Source organism: Roseateles sp., assembly GCF_036404855.1.
GTDB lineage: Bacteria > Pseudomonadota > Gammaproteobacteria > Burkholderiales > Burkholderiaceae_C > Pelomonas.
In genome coordinates this window covers 1-12,488 of record NZ_DASWYS010000214.1, presented here as the reverse complement: position 1 = coordinate 12,488, position 12,488 = coordinate 1, and the positions used below count along the sequence as shown (strand labels likewise).

The following is a 12,488-nucleotide window of genomic DNA, read 5'->3' as shown; positions in this document are numbered from 1 at the left end:
ACTCCTTCCCATCCCGAACAGGACAGTGAAACGAGTCAGCGCCGATGATAGTGCGGATTCCCGTGTGAAAGTAGGTCATCGTCAGGCTATTTATTGAGCCAACCCCCACCATTCAAAGATGGTGGGGGTTTCGCTTTTTGGGGCGAGCAAATACTACTTCCTTGCGGAGGGTTCTCCCCGAAATACGAGATGCCGGCGAGGTCCATCGGGTTTCAGCCACCGCGGCGAGCACCTTCCACTGGCGTACCAGGCGCGCATAACGACCTGCTCACCCTACTCTCTTGGTGCGAGCGATTCACGAACGAAGCGAACCAAGGCTCGGGCGGGTTCGGAACCCGCGGGAGGCGGCAGCGTCAGCGCCTGCACGGTATCCATGCCGGCAAGCATCCGCCAACCAGGCAGCAGGTTCGCGAGCGGCGTCGCTGTTGTGCCAACGCGGGAGGGCATGGTCGAGTGGCCTGGAGCTGCCAAGGTTTCGCCCCTGTCTCCGGCCTCAACACAAAAATCCGGCGCTAGCACGACACCTGCGCCGTGACGCGCGAGTTCGATCAGCCCGTCCAGATCACTGCCCCAGGCCGAAGCCTGCAGGGCGACTTCCTCGCGGCGTCCGTCGTCGTGCAGCCACTGGCTGGCAAACGGCTCCTCGTTCTGTCCCAGAAGCAGCATCGAGACGCCGGCCAGATCCTCCGGCCGAGTTGCCACGGCCAGGCCGGCGCGGGCATAGGCGCGAATGGCGAACTTCAGCACCGGCTGGGCCACCCAGGCCTCCGGCGGCGTGCTGGTGAAGCGGAAGGCCACATCCAGACCTTCGCGCAACAGATCCACGCGCCGGTCCGTGAAGAAGAGCTCAAAGCGAACGGCGGGGTGCTGGATCTGGAACTGCGCGAGCAAGGGGGCCAGCACATGCCGTCCAAAGCCGGCCGTCGCGCTGATGCGAATCGTGCCGTCGAGCTGGTCGCGGGTGTGCCGCAATGCCAGGCGGGCGCTTTCGGCCGCATCCCGGACGGCCCGGGCACGGGCGTGCAGGCGTCGACCGGCTTCTGTCAGGCCGAGGCTCCGTGTGCTGCGCGCGAACAGCACGAGGCCGACCGCCTTTTCGATGGCGGCAATGCGACGGCTGATGGCCGCCCGCGTCAATCCGAGGTCGCGCGCCGCTTGGGCAAAGCTGCCGGCCTGCGCGATGCGGGCGAAAAGCTCGAGCGCATTGGCGTCCAGCGCCTGCTCGGCCACGGTCTGCCGGCGACGACCGAGGCCACGCGGTGAGGGGGCGTTTGTCGACATCTAATTGACGATGATGGAAGGTTTGGCGATCTACCGCCGAGAAAGTTGTCAATCTAGACTGCCTCCCAGGCCGCCGCAAGGGCGGTAGCCCGAGGCGCTCATGACTCTCTCTTCCATGATTCACACCGAGGCACGGTCCTCGGCCGGCCGAGCGGCGGAACCCGTCGACCCAGATGGACAGGACCTGACCGTCCGCGTCAGCCCGACAGCTCTGCGCTGCAATGACGGCCGGCTGCTGGCTGCGCAGTGGTTCGAGCCACCGTCTGCCGTGGGCATACGCGCCGTAGCCGTCATCGGCTCAGCGACGGCCGTACCCGCCAGCTACTACCGGCACTTCGCCGAATGGTTGGCGCGGCGCGGCTATGCGGTGCTCAGCTTCGACTATCGCGGCATAGCCGCATCGCGCGCGGCTTTGCAGCCGGGCGAGGACGTGCGTCTGCGCGATTGGGCGCGCGTGGACATGAGCGCCGCCCTGCACGCGGCCGATCGACGCCGACTCGAAGCAGCCGAGCTTCAGGGGCGGGAGCTCGGACTGCTGTGGGTCGGGCATTCGCTAGGCGGGAACGCGGTGGGTCTCGTGCCGGGCTTTCCGGGGAAGGTCGACGCCCTGCTAGGCGTCGCCGCCCAGGTGGCCTATCTCGGGCACTGGTCAGGCCTCGCGCGACTGCAGGCCTGGCTGTTCTTCCACCTGATGCTGCCCGGTGCTGTGCGCCTCTTCGGGCATGCGCCAGGCCGCCTCTTGGGGCCTCGCGCCGAAGACCTGCCGAGTGCCGCGGCGCTGGAATGGGCTGCCTGGGGACGCCAGCCAGGCTTCCTGTTCGGCGACGAGAGCTTGGCCCGCGAACGCTGCTATGACCAGTTCACCGGCACGGTCCACCTGTGGAACATCACCGATGATCACCTCTTCGGCCCGGCAGCTGCCGTGGACGCGCTGGCCCACCAGTTCGTCGCCGCGCGCGTGCAGCGTCATGCCATATCGCCCACCGACCTCGGGGTGAGCAAGATCGAGCACTTCGGCCCATTCCGGCGCGACCTTGGCGCCAAGCTGTGGCCGCGGCTGCTGGCGCCCATCGAGACCGCGACACCGCGCCTCGCGCTCCGGCTGCACTCGGCGTAAGCACCGCTGCGGCGCCCGCCAGGCAGGGCTAAGGTTGCGCCATGATCGATGACCGATTCCTTGCCGACAACGCCGCGCTGAAGCGTGCGCCGGTGCAGTTCTATTTCGACTTCTCTTCGCCCTATGCCTACATCGCCTCGGAATGGGTAGAAGCGGTCGCCGCCCGCCACGGCCGGCGCGTGCAGTGGCACGCCATCCTGCTGGGCGTCACCTTCCAGGCCGCAGAGCTGAAGTCGCCTGTCGCCCATCCCGTGAAGCGCGACTACACGCTGCGTGACTTCGAACGCTCGGCCCGCTTCGCCGGTCTGCCCTATCGCCAGCCCGAGGTCTTTCCCATCGCGACACAGAACGCCGCCCGTGTGTTCTGGTGGCTGCACGACCAGGATCCGGCGCGGGCCGTGGCCTGGGCGCACACCGGCCTGCGCGCCTACTTCACGCGTGGTGTCGTGCTCAGCGACAACGAGGCGCTGAAGAACCTGATGGCCAAGTCCGGCATCGATGCCGACGCGGCCGAGGCTGCCTGGAGCGACCCGGTCTGGAAGGCGCGCCTCAAGGCCGAGAACGAGGCAGCCATCGCGGCTGGCGTGTTTGGCGCGCCGCACTTCATCATCGACGGTGAGCCCTTCTGGGGGAACGATCGACAAGCCCAGATCGACGCCTGGCTCGGCAGCGGACCCTTCAAAGGTTTGACCTAGATCAGACGTTCACGGCCGCGTCACGACCGGCGGGCAGCATGACTGCCATGCCGACGAAGCCAGATCCCAACGCTGCCGCCGTTGACCCTGCCGCCGACACGCCCTCGTTGTCGGTGCGCACTGTCTGGATCTCGGACCTGCACCTGGGTACGCCCGGCTGCCAGGCCAAGGCCCTGCTGGACTTCCTGCGGGACGTCGAGTGCGACACGCTCTACCTCGTCGGCGACATCATCGACGGCTGGCAACTGCGCCGCTCGTGGTACTGGCCGCAGTCGCACAACGACGTCGTGCAAAAGCTGCTTCGCAAGGCTCGCAAGGGCACGCGGGTCATCTTCATTCCCGGAAACCACGACGAGTTCGCGCGCAAGTACCTGATGCACAACTTTGGCGGCGTCGATGTGATGGAGGAGGCCATCCACGTGACGGCCGACGGCAAACGGTTGTGGGTCACGCATGGCGACCTGTACGACGGCGTCATCCAGTGCGCGCGCTGGCTGGCCATCGCGGGAGACCTGGCCTACGAGTTCACGCTCAAGGCCAACCGCTGGTTCAATCGCATCCGTGCCAAGTGTGGCCTGCCGTACTGGAGCCTGTCGCGCTACTTGAAGCACAAGGTCAAGCGTGCGGTCAGCTACATCAACGAGTTCGAGAACGCCGTCGCGCGCGAAGCCAAGAAGCGCGGCGCGCACGGCGTCGTCTGTGGCCACATTCACCATGCCGAGATCCGCGAGATTGACGGCATCCTCTACTGCAACGACGGCGACTGGGTGGAGAGCCTGACTGCGCTCGTCGAGCACTTCGACGGCCGGCTGGAGATCATCGATCGGGGCGATCAGGCTGCACTGCCCGGCATGCTGCCGGCGCCCAAGTCAAAGCCCACGCCGGTGGGCCTGCCGGTGCCGGCCGTCGCGAAGGTCACGACGCCGGATAGCGTCAGCCGACCTGCTTGAGCAGTGCCTGGCCGGCGCGGACCTGCACACCGGGGCCGATGCCCTCGGCCAACTCAAAGCCCCGCGGCACGAAGACGATGATGGTGGAGCCGTGTTCGAACCAGCCCATCTCCTGGCCCTTCGCGTGTGGCGCCGAGCACGGCATCTCGTTGGCGCCGCGGCGGCCCAGGTGCAGCAGCACGTCCAGAAAATGCAGCCGGATGCTGGCCACGAGGATGGCCGCCACCGGCACCAGTGCGATCGCTTGCCCGCTGGCCAGCGTCATGCGCACCACGGCGCGCTCGTTGCGGCAGAACAGCCGCTCCACCCGCTTGAGCGCCACCGGGTTCACATTCCAGGTGTCGCCGCTCAAGTAGGTCACGTGCTCAACGGTGCCATCGGCGGGGGCGTGGAAGCGGTGGTACATCGCCGACGTCAGGCGCAGCGTGACGAAGCACCCGCCCTCGAACGCGCTGGCGTCCTGCGTGGGGCCGAACAGCTCGGCCGTGGAGTACGGGAAGCCCTTGGCCTGGTAAACCTGGCCTTCGCGCACACTGCCGGTGGCGCCGACGATGCCGTCGCTGGGGCTGGCGAAGACGTCCGGCCGCGTGTCGAACACGCGCGCGCCGGGCTTCAGTTCCCGCGTGAAGCAGTCCTTCAGAGAACGGAAGTGCTGGTGTTTGGCCTCGCTGAGGTCCAGCGGCGTGAACAGTCGCCAGACGGCGATGGACAGGCGCGTCAGCCACGGGCTCTCGATGCGCGAGAAGCGACCCATCGCCTTCGTCAGCGCGATGCGCGGCACGCGGTTGGTCAGCAGGAAGTTCAGGTCTTCCTGGGCAAAGAGGCGCTGGAACCGGCCCCGGACGGTGGTCATGGTTTTGTCATTCATTCGGCTGTCAAGCGTCGCAGCTACATCTGAAACCTTCGTGAATTCCGGAAGACAAGATGGACGAATCCCTGACCCTGTCAGCCCTGGCCCTGGGCGTGCTGGCCCTGCTGCCCGCGGCCAAGCGCAGGCTGGAGCTGTCGCGTGCGAAGCACCGCTCGCTGGCGGGCCATTCGCGCATGGCCAAGCGCCTGGCGCGTTGGGTGCCGGGCTATGCCTATGACGAAACGCAGTTCTTTGCGGCCGACGGCGCACCGGACGAAGTCGCCGCGCAGCGCAGGGCCGCACTGCAGCGCCTCGGCACCGAGTTCGACGCACGCTTCGAGAAGACGCTGGCCGCCACCGAGGCGGCGCGCGACACCATCTCCGACCTGCGCTTCACCGGCCGCTACCGCGTACCCTTCCAGTTCAGCCCGGTGCTGCGCCAACACCTCAGGGTGGGCGCCTTCCTGCAGCGCAGCCAGGGCGTGCAGGTCGAGGACCTGGACGGCAATCGCTTCTACGACCTGACCGGTTCCTACGGTGTCAACCTGCTGGGCTATGACGCCTATAAGGCCTGCATCGACGAAGCGGTCGCCACCGCCCGCGAGCTGGGGCCGGTGCTGGGGGCCTACCACCCCTGCGTGCTCGACGTCCTCGACCGCCTGAAGGCCATCTCCGGCCAGGAGGAGGTCAGCTTCCACATGTCCGGCACCGAGGCTGTCATGCAGGCCGTGCGGCTGGCGCGTTATCACACGAAGAAGAAGCGCCTGGTGCGCTTCGCCGGCGCGTACCACGGCTGGTGGGAGGATGTGCAGCCGGGGCCCGGAAACCCACTGCCGCCGCGCGAGACCTTCACGCTGCAGGACATGACCGAGCGCTCACTCGAGGTGCTGGCCACGCGCAGTGACATCGCCTGCGTGCTCGTCAACCCGCTTCAGGCCCTGCACCCCAACGCGAATGCGCCCGGCGACTCCGCGCTGATCGACGGCAGCCGCCGTGCCGGATACGACCGCGAGGCCTACGCGGCCTGGTTGCACAAGCTGCGTGACGTTTGCACCGCGCGCGGCATCGTGCTGATCTTCGACGAGGTCTTCGTGGGCTTTCGCCTCGCGCCCGGCGGCGCCCAGGAATACTTCGGGGTCAAGGCCGACCTCGTCACCTACGGCAAGACGCTGGGCGGTGGCTTGCCGGTGGGCGTGGTCTGCGGCAGCCGACAGCTGATGCAGCGCTACCGTGAGGACAGGCCGGCGGACATCTGCTTTGCCCGCGGGACCTTCAATGCCCACCCCTACGTCGTCGCCGCGATGGCGTCCTTCCTGAAAGGCGTGGAGCGTCCCGAGGTGAAGGCGCTCTATGGCGGCCTGGACGAGCGCTGGAATGCCCGCTGCGCGCAGTTCAACGCCCGCCTGTCCGCGGCCGGTGCACCGGTGCGCATGGCGAATCTGTCGACGATCTGGACGGTGATGTACGACCAGCCCGGCCGCTACCACTGGATGCTGCAGTTCTATCTGCGCAAGCACGGCCTGGCGCTGAGCTGGGTCGGCACGGGGCGGCTGATCTTCAGCTTGAACTACGGCGACGCCGAGTTCGGCGAGGTCATGGAGCGCTTTGTCGCCGCCTGCGGTGAGATGCGCGCCGACGGCTGGTGGTGGACGGCGCCGGAGCTCACCGTCAAGGCGATCCGCCGCGGCGTCTTCCGCGAGATGCTGGCGAAGAAGTTCTAGCAAGAAGTCCGGTCCGCATGTGACCTGACCTCGGCGGTTGGACGGGTGTCCAGCGTACGGGCGGCAGTTTCAATGCGGGCCTTCTCGTTGCGCGCCCAGCATGGATGCTCCCACGGGCCTCGTCGTCATTCGATCATGACGATTGACGCCAAAGGCCACTGTGCGGGGATGCGCGAGTCCGGCAGGTCACAGGCCGCTCAGGCGGACGTGCCGTGGCGCAGGTGGTGCAAGGGGGCGGGGCCGACCGCTGGGATGGAAAGCAGGCTTCGGAAGGGGCGCAATGTGCGGCGTTTGGCGCTCCGAACCGTCCGGTGGCCGTGGGGAAGGCAGGGGGGGCATGAAGCCCCCCCCGAGCCGCTAGGAGCGGCGGCGCTCGGTAGGGGTGCCCAGTAGGGGGCCTCAGTGGGCTTCGCTGCCGATGTGGTGCATGGGGTCGATCAGCTCGCCGCGCAGCAGATGCAGCGGGGCCTTGTGGTACAGGTAGACGTCGTGGACCGGGTCGGTCAGGATCTTGGTCATCCACGCGAAGGCCTGCATCGCGCCCTGTGTCGCCCACAACTGGCCGACGCGGAAGAACAGGCCCACGACGCCGAGGCAGAACCAGGCCATGCCCACGTCTTCCAGATAGCCCCGCAGGCCCACAGCCGGCTCGATCAGGCCGCCCAGCGACGGCGCCAGCCAGAGCACGGCAGGCAGTGCGACCCACACCGCCAGCAGCACGATCTTGCGGCGGATGTTGTAGCCGACCTTGATGGCCTCCTTGTATTCGTCGGTAGCCTGGTTGACCGCGTCGTAGCCGCGCGGTTCGAAGAAGAAATGGCCCGCCTGGCGCGTCGTCATCGACACGCACCAAGCCAGCAGCGCGGCCCAGGCCGGATTGACGAACACCAAGCCATAGGCCACCAGGAAGCTCAGCGCGCTGATCAGGTGCAGGCTTTGGTTGATGCGGCTGTGGTGGTAGTAGCGGTGGTCGTCCCAGCGCTGGGTCTTCAGAGTTTGGAAGAATTCGTTCACGTCCCGTCCTCGTGTGGGTGGAAATCGGGGCGGATGGTGGGCCGCAAGCGTGAAATCGGCGTGACGGTGCGCTTGTCATCTTGCTGTTGCACGGTCGGCTCAGCATGCGCGGCATGAACACCTCAGCTGACGATGACATCCTGGTCAATGACCTGCCGGCGCCGCGCCACTCGCGCCGGCTCGCCGTGGTGACGGAGACCTATCCGCCCGAGGTCAACGGCGTCGCGATGTCCATGGCCCGCGTCGTGGACGGCCTCAACCGCCGCAACCATGACGTGCAGCTGATTCGCCCGCGTCAGCCGGCCAAGATGGCCGTGCAGGCCGGCGCACCCAAGCCCGAGGTGGACGAAGTTCTGACCCAGGGCCTGCCCGTGCCGCTGTACCCCAACCTGCGCATGGGCGTGCCCAGTAAACGGGCCCTCGTGAAACTGTGGTCCCTTCACCGTCCCGACGTCGTGCACATCGCCACCGAGGGGCCACTGGGCTGGTCCGCATTGCAGGCCGCGCAGCACCTGTCGCTGCCGGTCACGTCGGACTACCGCACCAACTTCCATGCCTACGGCAAGCACTACCGCCTGGGGCTGCTGTCCCGGCCCATCATGGGCTACCTGCGCAAGTTCCATAACCGCTGCGGCGCCACCATGGTGCCCACCGAGGCCATGCGCGTGCAACTGGCCGAGCGCGGCTTCGAGCGGCTGAGCGTCGTCGGGCGCGGCGTCGATGCGCAGCGTTTCGATCCGGCACGGCGCAGCGCTGCGATGCGAGAGGGCTGGGGTGCAGGGCCCGACGATCTGGTCATGGGCTATATCGGCCGGCTGGCGCCAGAGAAGAATCTGGGCGTCGTGCTTGCTGCGTATGACGCCGTGAAGGCCATGCAGCCGCGAGCCAGGCTCGTCTTCGTCGGCGATGGCCCCATGCGCGCCGAGCTGGCCGCGCGCGTGCCCGAGGCGGTGTTCGCGGGTTCGCGCAGCGGGGACGACCTGGCGGCCCATTACGCGAGCCTGGACCTGTTCCTGTTCGCCAGTCTGACCGAGACCTTCGGCAATGTGACAACCGAGGCCATGGCCAGCGGTTGCGCGGTCGTGGCCTTCGATAGCGCGGCCGCCGGCGAACTCATCCGCAGCGGCGTGAACGGCTGGCTGGCGGGTGCGGGCCGGGAGACTGATTTCGTGGCGGCAGCGCGCGTGGCCGCTTCGGATGCGGCGGCGCGCCGTGCCGTTGCCGACGCAGCGCGGGCGACGGCGCGGCGGCTGGATTGGGGCGACATCACGGCGCACTTCGAGTCCGTGCTGGAGGGCGCCATTGCGCGGGCCGAGCCGGGGTTCTCTTTGCCGGGGTTGCAGCCGGCGGCTTGAGGTGGGCCGGGCGCCATGCCCAGTGACTTCGACTTCGAGCGCAGGACTGGAAGGCCATCTCGGCGATGCTGGCCTTCCGCGTGCCACTCGAGCCAATGCAGGATCGGCCAAATTCCGATCCGGCTTGTGGCCAGGAAGACGACGCTCGGCAAGGACGGGCTTCGGTAGATCGTCAAGGCAACCGCCATGACGAAGAGGCATCATCACCAGATGCGCCGCCGCATGTCGGATCAGCACTTGCCAGCTGCGCACGACCCGGCATTGAGCTGCGGTTGACGCGAACTGGAGCAGGGCGGCGAACAGGGCAAGGCGGTCCGTCCCCAGGGCGAGGCTGGGTGAGGAAGAGGCCTGCCTTGCGACGATGCGGACCCCGCCTGATCTTCGAGGCAGAGACCTCTGCAAGCCCTTGTGCGTCTTCGGTACTGGCTCTGCGACGCGTGCGACATCATGGTCGCCACGGGCTGATGACGCGCCAGAACCGTGGCGCGATAGGAGGCCTCGCTACAACTGCGAAGGCGTCCTTTCCCGCCGTCTCTTGTCGACCCAGATCAAGGCGGTGATCGCACCTGCCACCAACACGCCCAGTCCGCTCAGCGTTGCCGTGATCGGCACCCCCGCCGCCTCGCACCCTGCGTAGGCCGCCAGCATCGCCAGCACGCTCAGGTTCTCGTTGAAGCCCTGTACTGCGATCGATCTTCCGGCACTCAGGAGCACGGCACCGCGGTGTTGCAGCAGCGCGTTCAGGGGCACCACCATCGCACCGCCGACGGCGCCGACCAAGGCGAGCACAGCAGCAGCCAGGGCGACGTCGCTGACCTGGGCGACGACCGGCATCAGGCAGCCCAGCACGACACCCGCCCACAGGCCATGCCGCGCCTGATGCAGGGCCAGCCAGTGTCCGGCCGCCGCCGCGCCGACGATGACGCCCACGGCCACTGCGGCCTGGAGATAGGCCGCCTGACTCAACGGCAAGGCCAGCGCCACGCCGGCCCAGCGCAGCACGGCGAACTGCAGCGTCGCGCCCACGCCCCAGAACAGGGTCGTCGCCGCCAGCGACAGGCCGCCCTCGCGGTCGAGCCACAGCCTGCGGTTGGCCACGCGGAACTCGCGCAGCAGCGTCATCGGGTCGTGGGCCTCGCTGCGTCGGCGCTGGCCACTGTCCCGGATGCCGGCGTTGAACACGCTGCTCACGGCATAGATCAACAGCAGCGCGGCCAGCGAGCCGGTCAGCTTGTCGGCCGGCAGGGCCAGGCCGTCGCACCAGTCCGCCAGCCCCGAGGCGAGCCACTGCGGGCTGACAAGGGCGCCGCCCAGCACAGCGCCCAGCAGCGCGGCGGACACGACGCTGATCTCGATCCAGCCGTTGGCCTTCACCAGGGCCTCGGGCTCGGCCATTTCGGTGACGAGCCCGTACTTGGCCGGCGCGTAGGCCGCTGCGCCCAGGCCCACGACGGCCAGGGCCGCGACAGGGTGCAAGCCGCAGGCCAGCAGCGCGAGGCCGAGCATCTTCACGATGTTCATCGCTGCCATCACGCGCCCCTTGGCGAAGGCGTCGGCCAGCGGCCCCACCCAAGGGGCCAGCACCACGTAGGCCGCCATGAAGCCGAACTTCAGCAACGGCGCCCACCAGAGTGCGAAGCCCTGTTGGGACAGCAGCGCAATGGCGACGATGAGCAGCGCGTTGTCCGCCAATGCGGAAGTGAACTGAGCGCCGATGACGAGGCCGAAGCCGTGCGGCAGGGCAGGGCGGGGCAGTGGGCAGGTGCTGGGGAAGGTGGAGGACATCTCCGTCGCCAGCTTGTCACGCGGCCGTGAAAAGGCCGTGACTCGGCCGCGAAGTGGTGCTCAGCGCCCGACGGCTTCGAACAGCAGAGCCAGTTGGCTGGCGATCAGCAGCTCCTGTCGCGTCCAGGCCCGCGTGGCGCGGGCATCCACCAGCCACAGTGCGCCAACGAGCCGGGTGCCGTCGTACAGCGGCACTTCGATGCGCGCTTCGGCCGCGCCCGCGAGGCTGGCGAGTTCGGCATGGCAGGGGTGCAACGCCGCGTCGGGCAAGGCCAGCGGCGCGCCATGGCGGGTCAGCAAGTCGAGATAGCGGGGCTGTTGCTCACTGCTCAGGCCGCCCTCGCCAAGCTGCCATCGGATCACGCGATTCAGGCCCAGGATGCGTGCGCTGGCGGCCTTCAGCTCGGCCAGGGCCTCGTGGGGCTGCAGTGCGGCCAAGCGCTGGCGCTGTCCACACAGCTGCAGCAACTGCTCTTCCGGCGTGACCGGGGTGCCGCCCTCCTCGGGCGGCGGCGCGGCCAGCGCGGCCCGGGCCGGCAGGCTCAGGCGCTCGATCTCGGACTGCAGTGCCAGGTGTTGCCAGAGGTGCTCCAGCGCACCCGCCGCGTCACCCTGGGCCTTCAGCAATTCGGCCAGCTGCAGATGGGCCTGGCGGGCCTGGGCTCGGGCCTGGATGCGCTGGGCCAGCGCGAGGCCGTGGCGGGTGGAGCGCACAGCGGCGGCGTTGTCGCCGCGGGCCAGGGCGATCTCCGTCCAGGTGCGGCTCGCTGCCGCCTCCAGCCAGGGATAACCGTGACGAACCGCGATGTCCAGCGCCAGCCGGCAGTCGGCCACGGCCCAGTCCATGCGCTGGCGGGCCAGGGCCGCGCGCGCGAGATGCCAATGCGCCTCGGCCTCGAATACGCGGTGGCCGCCACGTCGCGCTGCCGCCAGCCCATGGCTGAAGTGGCGTTCGGCGGCCGGCAGGTCCCCGGTCTCGAAGCTGCCGACGCCGATGTTCAGCGCCAGCTTGGCGGCCAGGTAGCTGTCGTCGCCCTGGCTGTTGAGCAGGGCGAGATGCTCTCCGGCGTCTCGCATCTGGCGCAGGCCGCGCGCCCAGTCGGCCTGGCCGTAGTGAATCTGGCCCAGGCCGATGCGTGCGGCCACGCCGGTCTGCAGATGGCCGCTGACCTCGGCGAGGTCCAGCGCGCGGGACCACTGCTCGCTGGCGAGCTGGTACTCGCCCTGCTGGTAGGCGATGCGCCCCAGAGCCTCACAGACGCGCGCCGCCTGCACGGGGAAGTGGCCCGCGGCCGCCTGCGCGCCAGCCTGTTCCAGCGCCGGCAGCAACTCCAGCGCACGACCGCGCGGCTCCAGCAAGCCGAAGCGTGCGTAGAGGGCATCCACGCCGGCTGCAACGTCACCGGCTCTGACAGCGTTGGCACTCAGCGTCTCCAGCAAGCCATCGGCGGTGGCCGGGTGGCGGTGGGCAACGCGGGCTATGCGGGCCAGCGTTTCTGCCAGGCCCTCGCTGGCGGCGGGTTGGAGCGTGAACACGATGGCAGATCCGGATGGGGCGGGTTGGTTTCTCACTGGTATTCTTGTCGATTCCGAGAACCCGCCACATCCGAGGATGAGGCAGATCCAGGGTCTGCCAGCGCGGCCATAGACCAGTTTAAAACCAATTGACGATGCCTGTCGTTGGTATTAGAGTGGTATCGACTGATTCCTGTCGACCATG

The 12,488-nt window shown here is 68.2% G+C and carries 10 protein-coding genes and 1 rRNA gene; 6 read left to right on the top strand and 5 right to left on the bottom strand.

What is annotated here, in order from left to right:
- Positions 1–87 (top strand): 5S ribosomal RNA (gene rrf, locus VGF12_RS26260); the annotation flags it as partial.
- Between the two features lie 186 nt (positions 88–273).
- Here rrf and VGF12_RS14420 read toward each other — a convergent pair.
- Positions 274–1,281 carry a LysR family transcriptional regulator gene (locus VGF12_RS14420; RefSeq protein ID WP_331176734.1) on the bottom strand — a complete coding sequence of 336 codons (1,008 nt, stop codon included), beginning with the start codon at positions 1,279–1,281 and terminating at the stop codon, positions 274–276.
- A gap of 100 nt (positions 1,282–1,381) precedes the next feature.
- On the opposite strand from VGF12_RS14420, the gene VGF12_RS14415 reads away from it, so the two are divergent.
- Genes VGF12_RS14415 through VGF12_RS14405 form a run of 3 tightly spaced genes read left to right on the top strand, consistent with a single transcriptional unit; the run spans position 1,382 to position 4,043 of the window.
- Positions 1,382–2,398 carry a serine aminopeptidase domain-containing protein gene (locus VGF12_RS14415; RefSeq protein ID WP_331176733.1) on the top strand — a complete coding sequence of 339 codons (1,017 nt, stop codon included), beginning with the start codon at positions 1,382–1,384 and terminating at the stop codon, positions 2,396–2,398.
- A 41-nt stretch (positions 2,399–2,439) separates the two neighbouring features.
- Entirely contained in the window at positions 2,440–3,093 is a 654-nt protein-coding gene (locus tag VGF12_RS14410) for a 2-hydroxychromene-2-carboxylate isomerase (protein WP_331176732.1), read from the top strand.
- Positions 3,094–3,140: 47 nt separating this feature from the next.
- Positions 3,141–4,043: a UDP-2,3-diacylglucosamine diphosphatase gene (locus VGF12_RS14405; protein ID WP_331176731.1), complete on the top strand. Its 903-nt coding sequence runs from the start codon at positions 3,141–3,143 to the stop codon at positions 4,041–4,043.
- Here the strand turns inward: VGF12_RS14405 and asd are convergent.
- Complete coding sequence (asd, locus tag VGF12_RS14400) at positions 4,027–4,896, bottom strand: archaetidylserine decarboxylase (protein WP_331176730.1); 870 nt, start codon at positions 4,894–4,896, stop codon at positions 4,027–4,029. The genes VGF12_RS14405 and asd overlap by 17 nt on opposite strands.
- A gap of 71 nt (positions 4,897–4,967) precedes the next feature.
- Between asd and VGF12_RS14395 the strand changes: the two genes are divergently transcribed.
- Entirely contained in the window at positions 4,968–6,614 is a 1,647-nt protein-coding gene (locus VGF12_RS14395; RefSeq protein WP_331176729.1) for an aminotransferase class III-fold pyridoxal phosphate-dependent enzyme, read from the top strand.
- Positions 6,615–7,013: 399 nt separating this feature from the next.
- On the opposite strand, the gene VGF12_RS14390 is transcribed toward VGF12_RS14395, so the two are convergent.
- Entirely contained in the window at positions 7,014–7,628 is a 615-nt protein-coding gene (locus tag VGF12_RS14390; protein ID WP_331176728.1) for a hypothetical protein, read from the bottom strand.
- 113 nt (positions 7,629–7,741) lie between these two features.
- On the opposite strand from VGF12_RS14390, the gene VGF12_RS14385 reads away from it, so the two are divergent.
- The gene (locus VGF12_RS14385) at positions 7,742–8,983 is read left to right on the top strand and encodes a glycosyltransferase family 1 protein (protein ID WP_331176727.1); all 1,242 of its coding nucleotides are present in this window, start codon (positions 7,742–7,744) and stop codon (positions 8,981–8,983) included.
- A 501-nt stretch (positions 8,984–9,484) separates the two neighbouring features.
- Here VGF12_RS14385 and lplT read toward each other — a convergent pair.
- Entirely contained in the window at positions 9,485–10,768 is a 1,284-nt protein-coding gene (lplT, locus tag VGF12_RS14380) for a lysophospholipid transporter LplT (RefSeq protein WP_331176726.1), read from the bottom strand.
- A 60-nt stretch (positions 10,769–10,828) separates the two neighbouring features.
- Positions 10,829–12,304: a GAF domain-containing protein gene (locus VGF12_RS14375; protein WP_331176725.1), complete on the bottom strand. Its 1,476-nt coding sequence runs from the start codon at positions 12,302–12,304 to the stop codon at positions 10,829–10,831.
- Positions 12,305–12,488 lie beyond the last annotated feature (184 nt).

Coding starts and splice junctions, on each gene's coding strand:
- VGF12_RS14420 (WP_331176734.1), bottom strand. CDS start 1,281: ATGTCGACAAACGCCCCCTCACCGCGTGGCCTCGGTCGTCGCCGGCAG.
- VGF12_RS14415 (WP_331176733.1), top strand. CDS start 1,382: ATGACTCTCTCTTCCATGATTCACACCGAGGCACGGTCCTCGGCCGGC.
- VGF12_RS14410 (WP_331176732.1), top strand. CDS start 2,440: ATGATCGATGACCGATTCCTTGCCGACAACGCCGCGCTGAAGCGTGCG.
- VGF12_RS14405 (WP_331176731.1), top strand. CDS start 3,141: ATGCCGACGAAGCCAGATCCCAACGCTGCCGCCGTTGACCCTGCCGCC.
- asd (WP_331176730.1), bottom strand. CDS start 4,896: ATGACCACCGTCCGGGGCCGGTTCCAGCGCCTCTTTGCCCAGGAAGAC.
- VGF12_RS14395 (WP_331176729.1), top strand. CDS start 4,968: ATGGACGAATCCCTGACCCTGTCAGCCCTGGCCCTGGGCGTGCTGGCC.
- VGF12_RS14385 (WP_331176727.1), top strand. CDS start 7,742: ATGAACACCTCAGCTGACGATGACATCCTGGTCAATGACCTGCCGGCG.
- lplT (WP_331176726.1), bottom strand. CDS start 10,768: ATGTCCTCCACCTTCCCCAGCACCTGCCCACTGCCCCGCCCTGCCCTG.